This is a genomic window from Mesorhizobium sp. IMUNJ 23232 (genome assembly GCF_044326205.1).
Classification (GTDB): Bacteria; Pseudomonadota; Alphaproteobacteria; order Rhizobiales; family Rhizobiaceae; genus Kumtagia.
In genome coordinates this window covers 94694-110242 of sequence record NZ_JBIRCY010000009.1, presented here as the reverse complement: position 1 = coordinate 110242, position 15549 = coordinate 94694, and the positions used below count along the sequence as shown (strand labels likewise).

Genomic DNA, 15549 nt, shown 5'->3' with positions numbered 1-15549 from the left:
TTCTCCCCGCTTGCAGGGAGACCCGAAGGGCCGGATGAAGGGCGGCGCCTTACCTCACAACATTCGCACTGCCCCTCATCTGCCTGCCGGCATCTTCTCCCCGTGAACGGGGAGAAGGACGCTACCCCACCCCCACATACCGCTTCACCATGTCCGGGTCGGCGCGGACATCATCGACGCCCACCGTGGCGCGGACGCGGCCGTTTTCCACGAAGGTGACGCGGTCGGCGACCGGTAGCACGGCGTCGACCCGCTGCTCGACCAGCAGGGTCGATACGCCGCGCTCGCCGAGCCGCTCCACCGTCTCGCGGATCTTCGCGATCATCGACGGCATCAAGCCTTCGGTCGGCTCGTCCAGCAGCAGCACGTCGGGCTCCAGGCAGAGCGCCCGCGCCATGGCGAGCATCTGCTGCTCGCCGCCCGACAGGGTGCCGGAACGCTGCTTCAGCCGCTCACGCAGGATCGGAAACAACGCCAGAACGTTTTCGCGCGTCTCCGCGCCCTTGCCACGCGCCATCAGGCCGATCTCGATGTTTTCGGCGACGCTCATCTCGGCGAACAGCCGCCGGCCCTGCGGCACATAGGCGACGCCGGCCTTCGGGACTCCATGCGCCGGCAAACTGGTCAGGTCCCTGCCGCCGAGCATGATCCTGCCGGAGCGCGCCGGCACCAGACCCATGATCGCCTTCAGCAAAGTCGTCTTGCCGGCGCCGTTGCGCCCGAGCAGGCAATGCACCTCGCCGCGCATCAACTCGAGCGACAGGCCATGCAGGACCTGTACGTCGCCATAAAAACAGTCGAGGTTTTCGACCCGCAGGATCGGGCTCATGCCGCCGCCCCGAGATAGGCGGCCTGCACGGCGGCGTTGGCGCGGATTTCTTCCGGCGTACCCTCGGCCAGAACCTTTCCGGCGTCGAGCACGGTGATGCGGTCGGCGAGCGCCATCACCACCGGCATGTTGTGCTCGATGATCAGCACCGTCGCCTCGCGCGCAACCTCACGCACCAGCGCGATAAAGTCATCGATCTCGCCGTCGGACAGCCCCTGCGTCGGCTCGTCGAGGATGAGCAGGCGCGGCTTCAGCGCCAGCCCCATGGCAACTTCCAGCAGCCGCTGATGGCCATAGGACAACGACCCGGCGATCTCGTGTATGCGGCCTGCAAGCCCGGTCGCAGACAGCGCCGCCATCACGCCCTCGCGCAAATGGCCGACCGCCCGCCCGCCCGTCAGCGTGCGCTGCACCGCCAGCGCGACATTGTCGTAGGCAGACAGGTTGGAAAAGACGCTGGTGATCTGGAAGGTATAGGCGATGCCGGCGCGCACGCGCAGATGCGCCGGCAGTTTTGTGATGTCGCTTCCGTCGAAAACGATCGTGCCGGCGGTCGGCTCGATGCGGCCGCAGATCAGACTTACGAAGGTCGTCTTGCCGGCGCCATTGGGTCCGATGACGGCGCGGATCTCGCCCGGCATGACGGAAAAGTCGACGCCGTCGACGGCGCGCAGCCCGCCGAAATGCTTCTTCAGCCCGGATGTGGCGATCAGCGGCGTCACGGCAGCCATCGCACCCACCGCTCGCGCACCGTGCCCAGTATGCCTTTCGGGAAGAACAGGATGAGCAGCACCAGTGCCACGCCGACGATGCCGAGCGAACTCAGGTTCCAGCCCGGCAACCAAGCCTTCAAAAGATCGCCGGAACCGTCGATGAGATAGAACATCAGCAGCGTGCCGATCAGCGGGCCAAGCGTCGTCGCCGCGCCGCCAAGCAGCACCCAGAGCAGCGGCAGGATCGAATATTGCACCGAGGCGAAGGTCGCGCCGACATAACCGAAGAGGATGGCGTAGGCCGCACCCGCCGCCGCGCAGATGACGCCGGACAGTACCGTCGCCGCCAGTTTGTTAGCAGATACGTCGAACCCCAGCATGCGGGCGCGCTCCTCGTTCTCACGGATCGCCACCAGCACGCGGCCGAAGCGCGAGCGCACCACCGCCAGCGTGACGACAAGTAGGATTGCAAAGAGCGCCAGCGCCGCGAAATAGCGTGTGGCCGGGCTGGTGAGGTCGAGATCGAAGCCGGCAAAGGACAGGCGCCGCGCGCCCTGTGCAATCACCAGCCCCTCGTCGCCGCGCGTCCATGAACCGAAATAGAACAGCGCCAGATAGAATATTTGGGCGAACATCATGGTGACGATCATGAAGGCGACGCCCGATGTACGAAGCGCCAGGAAACCGATGATCAACGATAGAACCGAGCCGGTAACCAGGCCAGCGGCAAAAGCCGGGACGACGCCCCAGCCGAGATGTACCATCGTCAATCCCGCGCCATAGAGTCCCGCGCCGAAGAACATGGCGTGGCCGAGACTGAGCAGGCCGACATAACCGAACAGGAGATTGTATCCCATGGCAAAGACCGCCAGGACCATGACGCGGGCGAGCACGCCGTGATGGTATTCCGGCAGCACGAAGTTCAGCGCGGCCAAAAGCGCGATCACGATCGCATGCAGCAGCCAGGGTTTTAGTGGCGAAACGTCCCCGCTCATCTGGCCGCCGCGCCGAACAGGCCCTGCGGCCGGAATACCAGCACCATGGCGACGAGCAGCGTCGCGATGATCTTTGCCAGCGTCGGCGTGTAGAAGACGGAGATGATGCCGTCCGACAGGCCGACCAGCAGCGCCGCGATCACCGTGCCGCGCAGCGAGCCCAGGCCACCAATGATGACGACGATGAAGGAAAGCAGCAGCGGGTCGCGGCCCATCAGATAATGCGCCTGGCTGATCGGCACGATCAGCACAGCCGCGACCGCCGCCAGCATGGCGCCAAGCGCGAAGACGCCGGCGTAGACGCGGTCGACGGGAATGCCGAAAGCCTGCGCGGTCTCGCGGTCATATTGCGTGGCGCGCATGACAAGACCGATTTTCGTGCGCGTCAGCACATACCAGGTCGCCGCAAGCAACAGCGCCGAGGCGGCAATGATCGAAAGTTTGTATCCGGAATAGCCGAACCAGGGCAGAAGCACACGATAGCTGAACGGTGACTCGACCGGTCGCGCCTCCGGCCCGTAGAAGGTCAGTGCCGCCTGCTGGAAGATGTAGAGTAGGCCGATGGTGGCGACGATGGTCGATTCCGGGTTGTACTCCAGCCGACGCAGCACCAGCCGTTCGGAAACGAGCGCGATCGCCCCGACGATCAGCGGGCTGATGATCAGCGCCGCCAGAAACCCGAGCGCCGGGTGCCCGCTCACCAGCGAGGCTACCCACCAGGCAAGCACCGCGCCCAGCATATAAAACTCGCCATGCGCGACATTGACCACGCGCATCACGCCGAACACCAGCGACAGCCCCAGCGCCGTCAGCGCCAGCACCGCCGAGTTGACGAGGCCCTCGAGCGTGGCGAGCAGGAGGTGGGGACCGAAGGCCATTCAGTCTTCACTGTCAAGGACGGGCGGCCATAGGCGGTCGGTATCGACTACCGAAAGTATGAAGACCGCCTCATCGGCAATTTGATAGACGATCCGGCAACTTGTATGAGGCTCGACTTCGCGCGTTCCAGCCGTCGCGCCCTGCCTACCGATGAAAGGTTGCGATTTAAGGTAGGACGCTGTGGTCTGGATGCGTCCCCCGATCCATTGTGCCATTAGCGGATTGTTGCGCCAAATATGAGAAACGATCTCGCCGAGTTCGTGTTTTGCCCCGCTGTCCAGATGAGCCTCACTCGGCCGCCTCATGGTTCTTGCGCTTAAGATCGGAGATCAACTCATCCATGTGGGCCACAACTTCTTCATTAGTGAATACGCGGCCGGCAGCTATCGAGGCACGTGATCGCTCCACCTTGCGCCTGAGGAACGCGACATATTCCCGATCCTGCAGAACAAAATCGTGCATGAACTCGCGGACGATCTGCGAGGCCGGTCGGTCGTCCCGCTTGGCGGCCGCCATGAACGCGTCGCGCAATTCCGGCTCAAGCTTCATGGTGAAGACGGCTTCCTTGGCCATGGTCGACTCCTATCCAGGTACTGACGTAGTATGTACCACGTCAGTATGTTCCCAGCCAGATCGGCCGCATCGCAGTGGCCGTCATCACAGCGGCTGGGTCGTATAATCCCCTTCCGGCTCATAAAGCCCGTCCTCGATCGAGGTGCGGTGTACGACCTTGAGTTTGCCGCCTTCGACCTTCGAGATGTTCTGGTGGCCGAAGACCTGGTGGATTTTTCCGTTGAACGTCTTGTCGCCCTGCGGGTGTTCCGGCCCCTCGGCGAAGACGGTCAGTGCCTCTGTCGCCTCAATGAGTTTGGCCTTGTCCTCCGACCCCTTGTAGCCGGAATCCTCCATCGCCTTCTTGATGACGTAGAGGGTTTCCCAGCAGCCAAACATGTGGGCGGCTGTCGACACGTCCTTGGGGTCGCCCACCGCCGCGCCATTCTCGTCGATGCCGACCGCGGCGCGATAGGCTTTTTGCTCCTCGCTGTCGTTTTCCTGCGCGTAGCGCGGCGAGCCTTCCCAGAAATGGCTGCCGTCCAGGAATTCGAGGCCGGGGCTGTTGATGTCGACCGCTTCGAGGCTGTCGATGAAGCCGAAGAGCTGCGGCCGGTTGGAGCCGTAGAACTCGCCGAGTTCCTTGACGAAGGTCAGCACCGCCGGCCCGACCATCACGTGGTAGAGCACCTCGGTGTCGGCCGGGATCTGCGGAAAATATTTCGTGAACGAGCTTTCCGTCGGCGGAATGGCGATCTGCGCGATGACTTCCGCGCCCTGCGCCTTCAGCGCCGGTGCAAGATAGTCGCGGTGGTCATAGCCGAAGGCGAAGTCCGGAAAAATCTGTGTGACCTTCTTGCCGACATTGCCGGCGATCCACGGCGCCATCGCCTGGATCTGGCTCTTCACGTCGGTGATGCCGGGCTGGAAGACGTAGCGGTTGAGTTTCGTCGAAGCGACGTGGTGCCCTTCGCTGACCACGAAATAAGGCAGCTTTGCTTCGCCCGCAGCCGGCGCCGAGCCTATCACCACATGCGAAAACAGCGTGCCGTAGGCGACGTCTACCTTGTGCTGCGTCGCGAATTTGGCAACCACCTCGGCTCCGCGTCCAGGATCGGTGCCGTCGTCCTCGATGATCACCTCCACCGGGCGGCCGTTGATGCCGCCGGCGTCGTTGATCGCCTTGATGGCCGCCGCGGTGGTCTTCTCGTACCAGCGGCCATAAGCGGCGCCGATGCCTGTCTTGTGCGCCTGGAAGCCGATTTTGATCGGCGCCGAGCTCTGTGCCTGCGAATAGCGGACGAACCCGGGCGCCGCCACGAGGCCGGCGGAGGCCGCAAGGCCCTTGAGAGCGGTTCGGCGGTTGAGGCGCTTGCCGATCAGGCCGGAAGCCTTGGAATCTGTCATGTCCAATCCCCTCTGATGATACGACCGGAGACCCGCGCGGTACGCGGCTCCGGAAGCCCGAAACCCATTGATAGGGAAACTAAATCATCAATCCCCAGGTGCCGCAAGGGCAGGCGGAGACCGCAATGCTGCGACGCAAAAACTCGGCCCCTATCCGGCCGTCGGCGTCGAGAGCAGCCAGAGGCCGAAGACGGTGTAGCCGATCATCAGCAGCGTCAGCGGCAATTGCGACAACGGTGCGCCCTCGGAGCCGGCGTGCAGCCGCGCGGCTAGCCCATGCGCAACCAGCACCGCCAGCACATGCCCGCCGATGATGGCGAAAGCCTGCGCGTTCCAGATGAAGACCGCCTGTTCGGAACCCATGACAATGCCGGCCGACACCGGCATATAGGCGGTGCCGAACAGGTTCCATCCAAAACCGAAGGGATCGGACAGCGCGACGACCGCATATTGCGCATTGACCAGGAACGCCGGCACGTAATGCGAAAAATGATAGGCGAGCGCGATTGGGGCGATCGACCACACCAGCAGGCCTGCCGCGCGCCGTGCCGATTTTTTGCCGGCAAGACATTCGCCGACAGAAACGCAAATGAGGAACACCGCCGCAAGCGCCGCGAACATGCCGGCCAGCCCCGCCGTGTTGATGGTTTGCAAGGCAGAGCGTCCAGGAAATTCAAGCGGATTGATGCCGTTCGAACCCAGCCAGAAGAAGGTTCTTGAAAAGCCGTCGAAGGAAACGGACGCCAGTGCAAGCAGCAGAAACAGCGTGCCCGACAGTGGCAGTGGCTGTGCGGTCCACAGCTTTGCACCCGGCAGACAGAGCGAGATGCGCAGCCACACACCATCGCGCGGTGCGTCGAAAATGCCTAAGCGCGAGATCATGCGGAGGAAAACTGACAGAAACTCGCCGCGCTCGCTCCAGGCGTCGTGGCCGACTGCAAGCATGATTACAAAGGTAAACAGCCAGTAGCTGCCCGCCGCCAATGCCAATCGGTAAGGATCGTCAGGTGCGACATAGATCAGCTCGAACCAAGCGAAGGCAGCGAAAAGCGCCACCGCCGGCCAGTATCCGAGCCAACCCGGATATTTGAGTCTAATGTTCTTAGGCATTAATACGCCGGCTAATTTTATCAGCGTATACCAAGGGTCTATCCAGTACCAGAGATTGCCGAACAGGCCCTGCACGAAGGTCAGTCCGATCCAGACAAGCGTCCACACCGTCAGCGGTAGCGGGTTGGACAGCGGATCGCGACTGCCGAAAATGCCGGCAGCAATCAGCACAAACAGGGTCAGAAACGACGCAAGGCTCGTCCAGAACCGCAGGCCGTCTGGAAGGGCAAGCAGCGGCAGCCGCCACGCCGCCAGTTTTTCCAGGGTATTTTGCGGAACGAACAGCAACGCAAGGAAGCTTGCCGCCACCGCAACCGCGCCGCCGAAGAGATAGTAGCCGGTCGGCAAAAGCAGCACGTAGCCGCGATCGGAGGCATGGGCGAAGGCTGCGGTGGGAGCGATGGCGAAAGCCACGCAGCTAAAAACGATCCTCGCGGTTTGCCGACCGCCGTCGCTGCCAGCGTTGCGCCCCTTAGCCCCTCCCTCTGTTCTGCCGGACATCTCCCCCTCAAGGGGGTAGATTGCGCCGACCGCTTTCGCTTCGCCAAACTTCAACGGCGCAGGGGATGCAGCTTCGCCGACGTTAATCCTCCCCCTTGAGGGGGAGATGTCCCGCAGAACAGAGGGGGGTGCGAAGGAATGCGACGGCAATGATCCGGGTCCGTATGATCGGCAGAGCCTATCAGTCATGCGCTCCGTTGTCCGCCGACAACGCTGTCAAACCTTCACCTTGTGCTCCACCCGTTCCTCGTTCCCAAACACCCGCAGATACCGCGCAATCTCCGCGGGTTCGCCGGTGGCCTTCGCCGGATTGTCGGAGAGCTTCACCGCCGGGCGGCCGTTGGCTTCCGTCACCTTGCACACCAGCGATATGGCGTTCAGCCTGTCGGTCTCGACCGGCGCGCAATCCTCGAAATCGTTGGTCAGGTTGGTGCCCCAGCCGAAGGCCATGCGCACCTTGCCATCGAAATGTTTGTAGGTCTCCTCGATGGCGTCGACGTCCAGCCCGTCGGAAAAGATCAGCAGTCGGTTGCGCGGGTCGACGCCTTTCGAGCGCCACCAGGCGAGAATCTTCTCGCCGCCCTCGATCGGCGGGGCGCTGTCGGGACGGAAACCCGTCCAGTCAGCCACCCAGTCCGGCGCGTCGCGCAGGAACGAGGCCGTGCCGAAGGCGTCCGGCAGCACGATCAGCAGATTGCCGCCGTAGTAGCGCTGCCAGTCGAGCAGGACGTGATAGGGCGACTGGCGCAGCGCCTCGTCCGTCTCGGTCAGCGCCGCGAACACCATGGGCAGTTCGTGCGCGTTGGTGCCTAGCGCCTCGAGATCGGTGTCCATGGCCAGCTTGACGTTGCTGGTGCCGGTAAAGGCGTCGCCGATACCTTCTTTCAGCGCCTCCACGCACCAGCGCTGCCACAAAAAACTGTGGCGGCGGCGCGTGCCGAAGTCGGAAACCTTGAGATTCGGCAGCTTGCGCAGCCGCTCGGTCTTGTCCCACAGTTTTGCCTTGGCGCGGGCATAGAGCACGTCGAGCGAGAACGGCCCGAAGCCGCTCATCGCGGCGCGCGAGCGCAGCTCGTTGATGATGGCCAGCGCCGGGATCTCCCACATGGAGGTGTACATCCACGGCCCGTGGAAATGCAGTTCGTACTGGCCGTCCCGCTTTTCCAGCTCGTATTCCGGCAGCCGGAAATTCTCCAGCCAGGACAGGAATTCCGGCTCGAAGATCTGCTTGCGGCCGTAAAAACTGTTGCCGGCCAGCCAGATCATCTCCTTCTTGCCGAAGCGTAGCGTGCGCGCGTGGTCGAGCTGTTCGCGCAGCGCGCCCTCGTCGATCTCGTCCGCCAGCCGGGCGCTGGTGGTGCGGTTGATCAGCGAGAAGGTGGCGTCGACCTTGGGATACATGCCCCAGATCATCTGCAGCATCAGCAGCTTATAGAAATCGGTGTCCAGCAGGCTGCGGACGATCGGGTCCAGCTTCCAGGCATGGTTGTAGACGCGCCGTGCGATATCGGTCCTGGCCATCGGCCCTCACTCTTCCTCCGGGGCCGGTCAGGACCCGAAAGCGCCTATAGCATTGAATTTTTTCCGTTGCTTCTGCTTTCCTTTGGTCCTGGCAGAAGGCGTCTTTTAGATTTTGACGTTGTTTTCGGTAGGCCGACAGTGCCGCATGCCGCGCGGTCCCGCGCCGGATGTCGTTGCTTGCTGGCTGAATTTCCGGATACTGCCATCGGCATCGCCATGGCGATACGGCACAGGTCCATCCTAGTCGTTCCACGCCGATCGAGGAGAACCGCATGAGCAAAGAGGGTTTTTCGCGCGTCAACCGGCTCGTCCGCGGCTATCAAGTCTCGAAGATGATAGAGATCGTATGTTCGCTCGAAGTCGCGGACCGGATCGACATGACCCCGCGTCCCGCGGCGGAACTGGCGCGCGAATGCGGCGCCGATGCCGACAAGCTGACGCGGCTGCTTCGTGCATTGGCGGCTTTCGGCCTGTTTGCCGTGTCGGAGGACGATCTGGTTTCGCACACCGAGGACTCGCGCTTCCTTCGCAAGGATTCCGTGCCGACGCTGCACTACGCGGCGCGCTACTACGGCATGCCCAGTTCCTGGGCCGTCTGGGGCGCCGCCGGGCGTGCGATCACCACCGGCCAGGCACCTTTCGAGCTCGAATACGGCAGGACCTTCTTCGAACACCTCGCGCAGGATCGGGAGGAAGCCGCGATCTTCGATGCCTTCATGCAGCATAGTCCGGATGACCGGCATGCCGCCGTCGCCGAAGCCTATGATTTTTCGCAAGCCGGGATCGTGGTCGATATCGGCGGCGGCAACGGCGCGCTGCTGGCCGCCGTGCTTGCCGCAAACCCGAGGGCGCGCGGCATCCTGCTCGATCAGGCAGGCGTGGTCTCGGCCGCGGGTGCAGTGCTGGGCAACCTCCTCAGCCGCTGCTCCATCGAAGCCGCCAGCTTCTTCGAGTTCGTCCCGGCCGGCGGCGACGTCTACACGCTGTCCCAGATCCTGCACGACTGGAACGACGAGCGTTGCCTCGAAATCCTGCTGCGATGCCGCGCGGCGATCAAGCCCACCGGCCGGCTGCTGATCATCGAGCGCGTGCTCGACCGGGTGCCGGACACATCGAACGCCATGAACTTTCTGGCCGACATGCACATGATGATGCTTTTTCCCGGCGCGCGGGAACGCACCTTGCCGGAGTTCGCCACGCTATTGGGCAAGGCGGGCTTTGCCGAGCCGACGCTGATCGCCACGCGCTCGGCGTTCTCGATCGTCGAGGCCAGGCCCGTCTGACTGGAACGCCGCTGGGCGTCGAGGCTGCGGACGCCTCGCACCCGTCAGGCGTACCGGATCAACGCGCCACGTAGCCGCCGTCGGCCGACAGGATCGCGCCGGTGATGAAAGACGAGGCATCGGAGGCGAGGAAGGCGATCGGCTCGGCGATCTCTTCTGGCCCGCAATAGCGGCCCATCGGATGCGCCGCCTTGATCTCGCGCTCTGCCGCCGCGGGGTCGGGCTGGCTCTCGAGATAACGCGCCAGAAACGGCGTATCGATGGAGCCCGGCGCCACCGAATTGACGCGGACGCCTGACGCCGCATAGTCGACGGCCAACTGTCGGGTAAGCTGCACGATCGCCCCTTTGCTGGCGCAATAGGCGGCCTGCAACGGCAAGCCGACCAGGCCCGAGATCGAGCTGACATTGACGATCGAACCGCGCTTCTGGGCAATCATATGCGGCAGCACAGCGCGGCAATGGTGGAAGACGCCGGTGACATTCACCGCCATCAGATCGTTCCATTCATCCTCCTCAGTTGCGAGGATATCCTTGGTGATGATCACCGCGGCATTGTTGACCAGGATATCCAGCCGGCCGAAGCGCGACAGCGCCGTCTCCACCGACTTGCGGGCCGTCTCGGCGCGCCGCACGTCTCCGGCAACCGTCGCTACCTTCGGCCCTTCGAGCCCGGCGACCGCGGCGTCGACGTCCTCCGCCACCACCGACGCCCCGCGCCGCGTCAAAAGATCGACCGTCGCGCGGCCAACCCCGCCCGCCGCGCCCGTGACGATCGCAACCCTGCCGTCAAGCGGCTTCACCTCACTCATCCGATCCCTCCCGATCTGTTTTTGCCGACTCGCCTCGGCGCCATGACCGGTTCGATACCATATTTGCGGGCGACCGCACCCCGCCTCCGCTACCAATTGCATTTTGGCGCGTGCCGACCGGCGGCGTTGGTTCAGACGCCGCAAAAGAGCTGGAGGTTGACAGGCACCGGGTCTGGACCGGAGACTTTTGGAGGCTTGATCGAGGAGCATACAATGGCCGCGCCAACCGACGGGAACGCCCACCTCAGTTCGATAGCGGCGCAATTGTTCGTCGCCGACATCGCGGCGTCTTGCGATTTCTTCACCCAAAAACTCGGTTTCGCGGTCGATTTCGTCTATGGCAAGCCGCCCTTTTACGGGCAGGTGCGGCGCGACAACGCCCGGCTGGCGCTTCGCTGTGTTGACGGGCCGGTGTTCGCCGGCGACGTTCGGCAGCGCGAACACCTGCTGTCGGCCTCGATCTCCGTCGACACCGTGCATGAGATCAACCAGCTTTTCGCGGATTTCCAGGCCGCCGGCGTCGACTTCCACCAGACGCTGCGCGACGAGCCTTGGGGTGCGCGGAACTTCATCGTGCTCGACCAGGACGGCAACCTCATCCTGTTCGCCGGCCCGGCGGATTGAAGTGCCGGCTAACCTTGCGGTCCCGTATCGAGGCGCCCAATGGCCAGGCGATCCGACACATCACACTGGCGCTTTCGGCGCGGCTCGCATAGCGTCGCCGGCCAAAGAAGCGGGAGGGTTTCCATGGATCTCGGACTGAAGGACAAGGTGGCGGCGATCACCGGCGGCTCGATCGGCATCGGGCTCGGCGTCGCCGAGGCGTTTGCACGCGAAGGGGCGCATCTGTTGCTTGCAGCGCGGCAGGGCGAGCGGCTGGCGGCGGAAGCCGGACGCATCGCCGAAACCTATGGCGTCACCGCCGTGCCGGTGCCTTGCGACGTCGCCACCGTCGAGGGCGCGCAGGAACTGATCGGCGCGGCGCGCGACAATTTCGGCGGCGCCGATATCCTCGTCAACAACGCCGGAACGGGATCGAACGAGACGATCATGGAGGCGCCTGACGAGAAATGGCAGGCCTATTGGGAATTGCACGTCATGGCGGCCGTGCGGCTGGCGCGCGGCTTCGTGCCGATGATGAAGGAGCGCGGCGGCGGTGCGATCCTGCACAACGCCTCGATCTGCGCCGTGCAGCCGCTGTGGTACGAGCCGATCTACAACGTCACCAAGGCCGCCCTTCTGATGTTCTCCAAAAACCTCGCCAACGAGGTGATCAAGGACAATATCCGCGTCAATACCGTGAACCCCGGCCTGATCCTGACACCCGACTGGGTGAATACGGCGAAGAAGCTGACGGCCAACTCCGGCGGCGACTGGCAGGGTTATCTGCAATCGGTGGCCGACGAGTTTGCGCCGATCAAACGGTTCGGCACGGTCGAGGAACTGGCGAACTTTTTCGTGTTCCTGTGCTCGGAGCGGGCGAGCTATTCGGTCGGCGCGACCTACTACGTCGACGGCGGCATGTTGAAGACGGTGTGACATCTACCGCTGCATCAATGCACCCGTGGACGTCCACGCAAAATCGGGGCTACGTCAGACGCGGGAGGAAGAATCACTGTTTTGCTGGCCCGGCGACCTCCACGCCGGCACCGGGGGGTGGGAATGAATTCGAAGAAATTGGTGCTGGTCGCGATCTCGGCGACGCTTTGCGGATGCTCTTCACTCCAGGAGGATTTGAAGAGCAAACCCGAAAGGATGATGGCCAGTTGTATGCGTCAGGTCGATGCCTCGAATGCCAAGTTCAAGGCTCATGCGATGACGTACATGGGCGTCCCACGGGAAGGGCTCGCCAAGGTGTTTTGCGAGCGTTTGGCGGTAGGCGTGGCCGACGGGCGTATCACGCAATACGACGTGAACGAACTGATCAGGACGGGGCAACTGAATTCCAAGTTTGCCTTTCTCAAGGGGTAGAGATGGTCACTACACGCCGCAGGCCGGTCGCCCTTCTTTGCGCCTCTCTCGAAAGCTGGCCAGCCGTTATAGGGCTTGGCCGGCAGGCCGGCGTGCGCGGACAGTCCGAATTGGCATGAAGCCCAAGCTGATCATCTTCGACTGCGACGGCGTGCTGGTCGACAGCGAGCCGATCTCGATGTCGGTGCTGGTAGATGTGATCGCCGGGGCCGGCGGCACGATCACCGAGGAAATCGCTTATCTGCGCTTTCTCGGCATGTCGATGGCAAGCGTGCGCGATATCCTCTTGAGCGATTTCGGCTTCGCCGTCACCGACGAGCACCTGGTCATCGCGCGCCGCGAGATGCGGCGCCGCTACGCGGAGGAATTGAAAGCCATACCCGGCATCAGGCAAGCGCTGGAGCAGCTTTCGACACCCTGTTGCGTCGCCTCGTCCGGTACGCCTGAGCGCATACGGTTCTCGCTGGCGACGACCGGGCTTCTGGAATTGCTGGAGCCTAACATATACAGTGCGACCATGGTGGAGAGAGGCAAGCCGGCCCCCGACCTGTTCCTGCATGCGGCCCGCGACATGGGCGCGCCGCCATCGGCCTGCATCGTCGTGGAGGATAGCCCCGCCGGCGTCGCCGCGGCCCAGGCGGCGGGCATGCACGTCTTCGCCTTCACGGGCGGCTCGCATGCCGGTAAGGCCGGATTGGCGGCGTCGCTGGCGTCGCTCGGCCCGGATCTGGTCTTCGATGACATGGCGCTGTTGCCGGAGCTGGTCGCCGGCCTTGGATCGCAAGCGAAAGCCGGCTAAGTGATGCGGGAGAATTGCCTGTCCCGAGTGGCGCTGCTGGAGATGACTTTCCGACGGCGTGGTTCTTTCCGTTGGGAATTGTCGACCGTATGGTCTCTCTCTCGTTCGGTCTGGCCTTATTCATCCGGCATAACCAAGCTGGAACACCCCTCATCCGACCTCGCTTCGCTCGGCCACCTTCTCCCACAAGGGGAGAAGGAGGAGCTTTGCATCCGCCTCGCCGCCAATCGCCAACGTTGGAGATTTGGGGAGACGATGCGGCAATGCTCCCCCCTCCTCCCCTTGTGGGGTCCGAAGGACGGGCCGAGACCAGTGGCTCGGGCCAGGGCGGTGCCGAGCGCAGCGAAGCGGATGAGGGGTGTTCCAGCTAGGCGGTGTAGGCCAATTAGGTCGTCAACCGTCGGCCTGCAAAGGCAAGCCACCTGATGCCGAAACTGGTGTGCGCCGTCGATGTCGGGACGAGGAGCGCGCGGGCAGGAATATTCGATACTGCCGGGGCGCTGCTCGGGCGCGGCGAGCACCCGATAGCGCTTCATGAGCCGGCGTCGGGACGCGCGGAGCATCACTCCGAGGACATCTGGCGGGCGGTTTGCGCGGCGGTGCGCCATGCCCGGGAAAAAGCCGGCGCGGATGCCGGGGACGTGGCAGGCATCGGTTTCGATGCCACCTGTTCGCTGGTCGTGCGCGACCGGAACGGCTTACCATTGTCAGTCTCGGCTGACGGGGTGGCCGACCGAGACACGATCGCCTGGCTCGACCACCGCGCACTGGCGGAGGCGGCGGAATGCACGGCTACCGGCCACCCGGTGCTGGAATTCCACGGCGGCGTGATGTCGCCCGAAATGCAGATACCCAAGGCGATGTGGCTGAAGCGGCATCGTCCGGATGTCTGGGAGCGGGCTGGCCAGTTGTTCGACCTAGCCGATTTTCTGACCTGGCGGGCCAGCGGTTCGACGGCGCGCTCGCTCTGCACCACCACCTGCAAATGGACTTTTCTGGCCCATGAGGCCGAGGGGTGGCGGCATGATTTCCTCGGCACGGTGGACCTGTCAGATCTGCTCGACAGGGCCGGGCTGCCGGCGCGGCCGACGCCGGTCGGCGCCGATCTCGGGCCGTTGACCGCGCAGGCTGCCGCCGAACTCGGCCTGTCGCAAGACAGCCGTGTCTCTGCGGGAATGGTCGACGCCTTCGCTGGCGCGCTCGGCGTATTCGGGTGGCGGGCGCTCGACGCAGAGGCGGGAGCGGGCCGCGCCATCCTGGTCGCCGGAACGTCGAGCTGCGTCATGACCATGTCGCGCCAGCCGCTAATGTTAGCCGGCTTCTGGGGGCCATATTCCGGTCCGACCCTGCCCGGCATCTGGATGACGGAAGGCGGGCAGTCGGCCACCGGCGCGCTGCTCGACCATGTCGTGCGCGTGCATGGCGCGGGCGGCGAGCCGACGGCCGAGAGGCATCGCGCCATTGCGGCGCGCGTCGCCGTGCTGCGCGCCGCCGAGGGCGACGATTTCGCAAAGCGGCTGCACATACTGCCGGATTTCCACGGCAACCGCTCACCGCTGGCGGAACCAGCGGCGCTCGGCGTGATCTCCGGCCTGTCGCTCGATGCGTCGTTCGACGGCCTCTGCCGGCTCTATTGGCGCACATGCGTCGGCATTGCGCTGGGCGTGCGCCAGATCGTCGAGGCAATACGTGCTGCCGGCCATCCGGTCGACACGCTGCACGTCACCGGCGGACACACCAAAAATCCGTTGCTGATGGAGCTTTACGCCGATGCGACCGGCTGCCGGCTGGTCGAGCCGGCGCTCGACGAGGGCGTGCTGCTGGGCACGGCGATGGGCGCGGCGGCCGGCGCGGGCTTGTTCGGCGGGCTTGCGCAGGCGGCGCTGGCGATGCGGCCGAAGGAACGAGAGCGGCCGTCCGATGCTTCGGCGAAGCCGCTATACGAACGCGACTACAGGATTTTCCTGGAGATGCAGAGGCAGCGAAAGGCGATCGAGGAATTGGAGTAGGGCATTCTAGATTGCCGCATGCGTACACGGCGCGACGCCCCTGGCTCAATCGAACCGGCCGCCTCCCTTATTGCCAATCCGCACCGTTTGAGACAAAAGGCGCCGGCAGCGTGGAGTCTGGTGGAGTCCGCGCCTAATCCGTGGCTTCCGGCAGCACAAGAATTGCCGA

15 protein-coding genes and 1 pseudogene are annotated in these 15549 nt (G+C 64.0%); 6 read left to right on the top strand and 10 right to left on the bottom strand.

Annotated elements, in window-relative coordinates; genetic code table 11:
* Positions 1-121 precede the first annotated feature (121 nt).
* The 9 genes from ACH196_RS09160 to pncB all read right to left on the bottom strand — a co-directional run bounded on the left by ACH196_RS09160 (position 122) and on the right by pncB (position 8507).
* Positions 122-829: an ABC transporter ATP-binding protein gene (locus tag ACH196_RS09160; RefSeq protein ID WP_396646574.1), complete on the bottom strand. Its 708-nt coding sequence runs from the start codon at positions 827-829 to the stop codon at positions 122-124.
* Positions 826-1551 (bottom strand): ABC transporter ATP-binding protein, encoded by a 726-nt coding sequence (locus ACH196_RS09155; RefSeq protein WP_396646645.1) that lies wholly within the window; start codon positions 1549-1551, stop codon positions 826-828. Before ACH196_RS09155 ends, ACH196_RS09160 begins: the two co-directional genes overlap by 4 nt.
* Positions 1548-2537, bottom strand: a complete 990-nt coding sequence (locus tag ACH196_RS09150; RefSeq protein ID WP_396646573.1) for a branched-chain amino acid ABC transporter permease — start codon at positions 2535-2537, stop codon at positions 1548-1550. The genes ACH196_RS09155 and ACH196_RS09150 overlap by 4 nt, the downstream gene beginning before the upstream one ends.
* The gene (locus ACH196_RS09145; RefSeq protein ID WP_396646572.1) at positions 2534-3415 is read right to left on the bottom strand and encodes a branched-chain amino acid ABC transporter permease; all 882 of its coding nucleotides are present in this window, start codon (positions 3413-3415) and stop codon (positions 2534-2536) included. Before ACH196_RS09145 ends, ACH196_RS09150 begins: the two co-directional genes overlap by 4 nt.
* Entirely contained in the window at positions 3416-3721 is a 306-nt protein-coding gene (locus tag ACH196_RS09140) for a type II toxin-antitoxin system RelE/ParE family toxin (RefSeq protein WP_396646571.1), read from the bottom strand.
* Entirely contained in the window at positions 3705-3989 is a 285-nt protein-coding gene (locus ACH196_RS09135; RefSeq protein WP_396646570.1) for a CopG family ribbon-helix-helix protein, read from the bottom strand. Before ACH196_RS09135 ends, ACH196_RS09140 begins: the two co-directional genes overlap by 17 nt.
* A gap of 84 nt (positions 3990-4073) precedes the next feature.
* Complete coding sequence (locus ACH196_RS09130) at positions 4074-5375, bottom strand: ABC transporter substrate-binding protein (protein WP_396646569.1); 1302 nt, start codon at positions 5373-5375, stop codon at positions 4074-4076.
* Between the two features lie 150 nt (positions 5376-5525).
* Positions 5526-6986, bottom strand: a complete 1461-nt coding sequence (locus tag ACH196_RS09125; RefSeq protein WP_396646644.1) for a hypothetical protein — start codon at positions 6984-6986, stop codon at positions 5526-5528.
* A 216-nt stretch (positions 6987-7202) separates the two neighbouring features.
* A complete protein-coding gene (gene pncB, locus ACH196_RS09120) occupies positions 7203-8507 on the bottom strand; it encodes a nicotinate phosphoribosyltransferase (protein ID WP_396646568.1) in 1305 nt (434 codons plus the stop codon).
* Positions 8508-8779: 272 nt separating this feature from the next.
* Here pncB and ACH196_RS09115 point away from each other — a divergent pair, with 272 nt between their 5' ends.
* Positions 8780-9790 carry a methyltransferase gene (locus tag ACH196_RS09115; RefSeq protein WP_396646567.1) on the top strand — a complete coding sequence of 337 codons (1011 nt, stop codon included), beginning with the start codon at positions 8780-8782 and terminating at the stop codon, positions 9788-9790.
* 58 nt (positions 9791-9848) lie between these two features.
* Here the strand turns inward: ACH196_RS09115 and ACH196_RS09110 are convergent, their stop codons facing one another.
* Positions 9849-10601, bottom strand: a complete 753-nt coding sequence (locus ACH196_RS09110) for an SDR family NAD(P)-dependent oxidoreductase (RefSeq protein ID WP_396646566.1) — start codon at positions 10599-10601, stop codon at positions 9849-9851.
* A 237-nt stretch (positions 10602-10838) separates the two neighbouring features.
* Here ACH196_RS09110 and ACH196_RS09105 point away from each other — a divergent pair.
* From ACH196_RS09105 to ACH196_RS09085, 5 genes and pseudogenes are all read left to right on the top strand, one after another.
* A pseudogene (locus ACH196_RS09105) lies at positions 10839-11225 on the top strand (VOC family protein); the annotation flags it as partial.
* A 123-nt stretch (positions 11226-11348) separates the two neighbouring features.
* Positions 11349-12140, top strand: coding sequence for an SDR family NAD(P)-dependent oxidoreductase (locus ACH196_RS09100; protein ID WP_396646565.1), 792 nt, complete (start codon positions 11349-11351; stop codon positions 12138-12140).
* 123 nt (positions 12141-12263) lie between these two features.
* Positions 12264-12572, top strand: a complete 309-nt coding sequence (locus ACH196_RS09095) for a hypothetical protein (RefSeq protein ID WP_396646564.1) — start codon at positions 12264-12266, stop codon at positions 12570-12572.
* 115 nt (positions 12573-12687) lie between these two features.
* Positions 12688-13371, top strand: a complete 684-nt coding sequence (locus ACH196_RS09090) for an HAD family hydrolase (protein ID WP_396646563.1) — start codon at positions 12688-12690, stop codon at positions 13369-13371.
* A gap of 425 nt (positions 13372-13796) precedes the next feature.
* A complete protein-coding gene (locus ACH196_RS09085; protein WP_396646562.1) occupies positions 13797-15380 on the top strand; it encodes an FGGY-family carbohydrate kinase in 1584 nt (527 codons plus the stop codon).
* Positions 15381-15549 lie beyond the last annotated feature (169 nt).

What these genes read in the sequence shown, in the direction of transcription:
- ACH196_RS09095 (WP_396646564.1), top strand. Translation starts at nt 12,264, where the DNA reads ATGAATTCGAAGAAATTGGTGCTGGTCGCGATCTCGGCGACGCTTTGC.
- ACH196_RS09125 (WP_396646644.1), bottom strand. Translation starts at nt 6,986, where the DNA reads ATGTCCGGCAGAACAGAGGGAGGGGCTAAGGGGCGCAACGCTGGCAGC.
- ACH196_RS09100 (WP_396646565.1), top strand. Translation starts at nt 11,349, where the DNA reads ATGGATCTCGGACTGAAGGACAAGGTGGCGGCGATCACCGGCGGCTCG.
- ACH196_RS09160 (WP_396646574.1), bottom strand. Translation starts at nt 829, where the DNA reads ATGAGCCCGATCCTGCGGGTCGAAAACCTCGACTGTTTTTATGGCGAC.
- ACH196_RS09110 (WP_396646566.1), bottom strand. Translation starts at nt 10,601, where the DNA reads ATGAGTGAGGTGAAGCCGCTTGACGGCAGGGTTGCGATCGTCACGGGC.
- ACH196_RS09130 (WP_396646569.1), bottom strand. Translation starts at nt 5,375, where the DNA reads ATGACAGATTCCAAGGCTTCCGGCCTGATCGGCAAGCGCCTCAACCGC.
- pncB (WP_396646568.1), bottom strand. Translation starts at nt 8,507, where the DNA reads ATGGCCAGGACCGATATCGCACGGCGCGTCTACAACCATGCCTGGAAG.
- ACH196_RS09115 (WP_396646567.1), top strand. Translation starts at nt 8,780, where the DNA reads ATGAGCAAAGAGGGTTTTTCGCGCGTCAACCGGCTCGTCCGCGGCTAT.
- ACH196_RS09145 (WP_396646572.1), bottom strand. Translation starts at nt 3,415, where the DNA reads ATGGCCTTCGGTCCCCACCTCCTGCTCGCCACGCTCGAGGGCCTCGTC.
- ACH196_RS09135 (WP_396646570.1), bottom strand. Translation starts at nt 3,989, where the DNA reads ATGGCCAAGGAAGCCGTCTTCACCATGAAGCTTGAGCCGGAATTGCGC.
- ACH196_RS09085 (WP_396646562.1), top strand. Translation starts at nt 13,797, where the DNA reads ATGCCGAAACTGGTGTGCGCCGTCGATGTCGGGACGAGGAGCGCGCGG.
- ACH196_RS09090 (WP_396646563.1), top strand. Translation starts at nt 12,688, where the DNA reads ATGAAGCCCAAGCTGATCATCTTCGACTGCGACGGCGTGCTGGTCGAC.
- ACH196_RS09150 (WP_396646573.1), bottom strand. Translation starts at nt 2,537, where the DNA reads ATGAGCGGGGACGTTTCGCCACTAAAACCCTGGCTGCTGCATGCGATC.
- ACH196_RS09140 (WP_396646571.1), bottom strand. Translation starts at nt 3,721, where the DNA reads ATGAGGCGGCCGAGTGAGGCTCATCTGGACAGCGGGGCAAAACACGAA.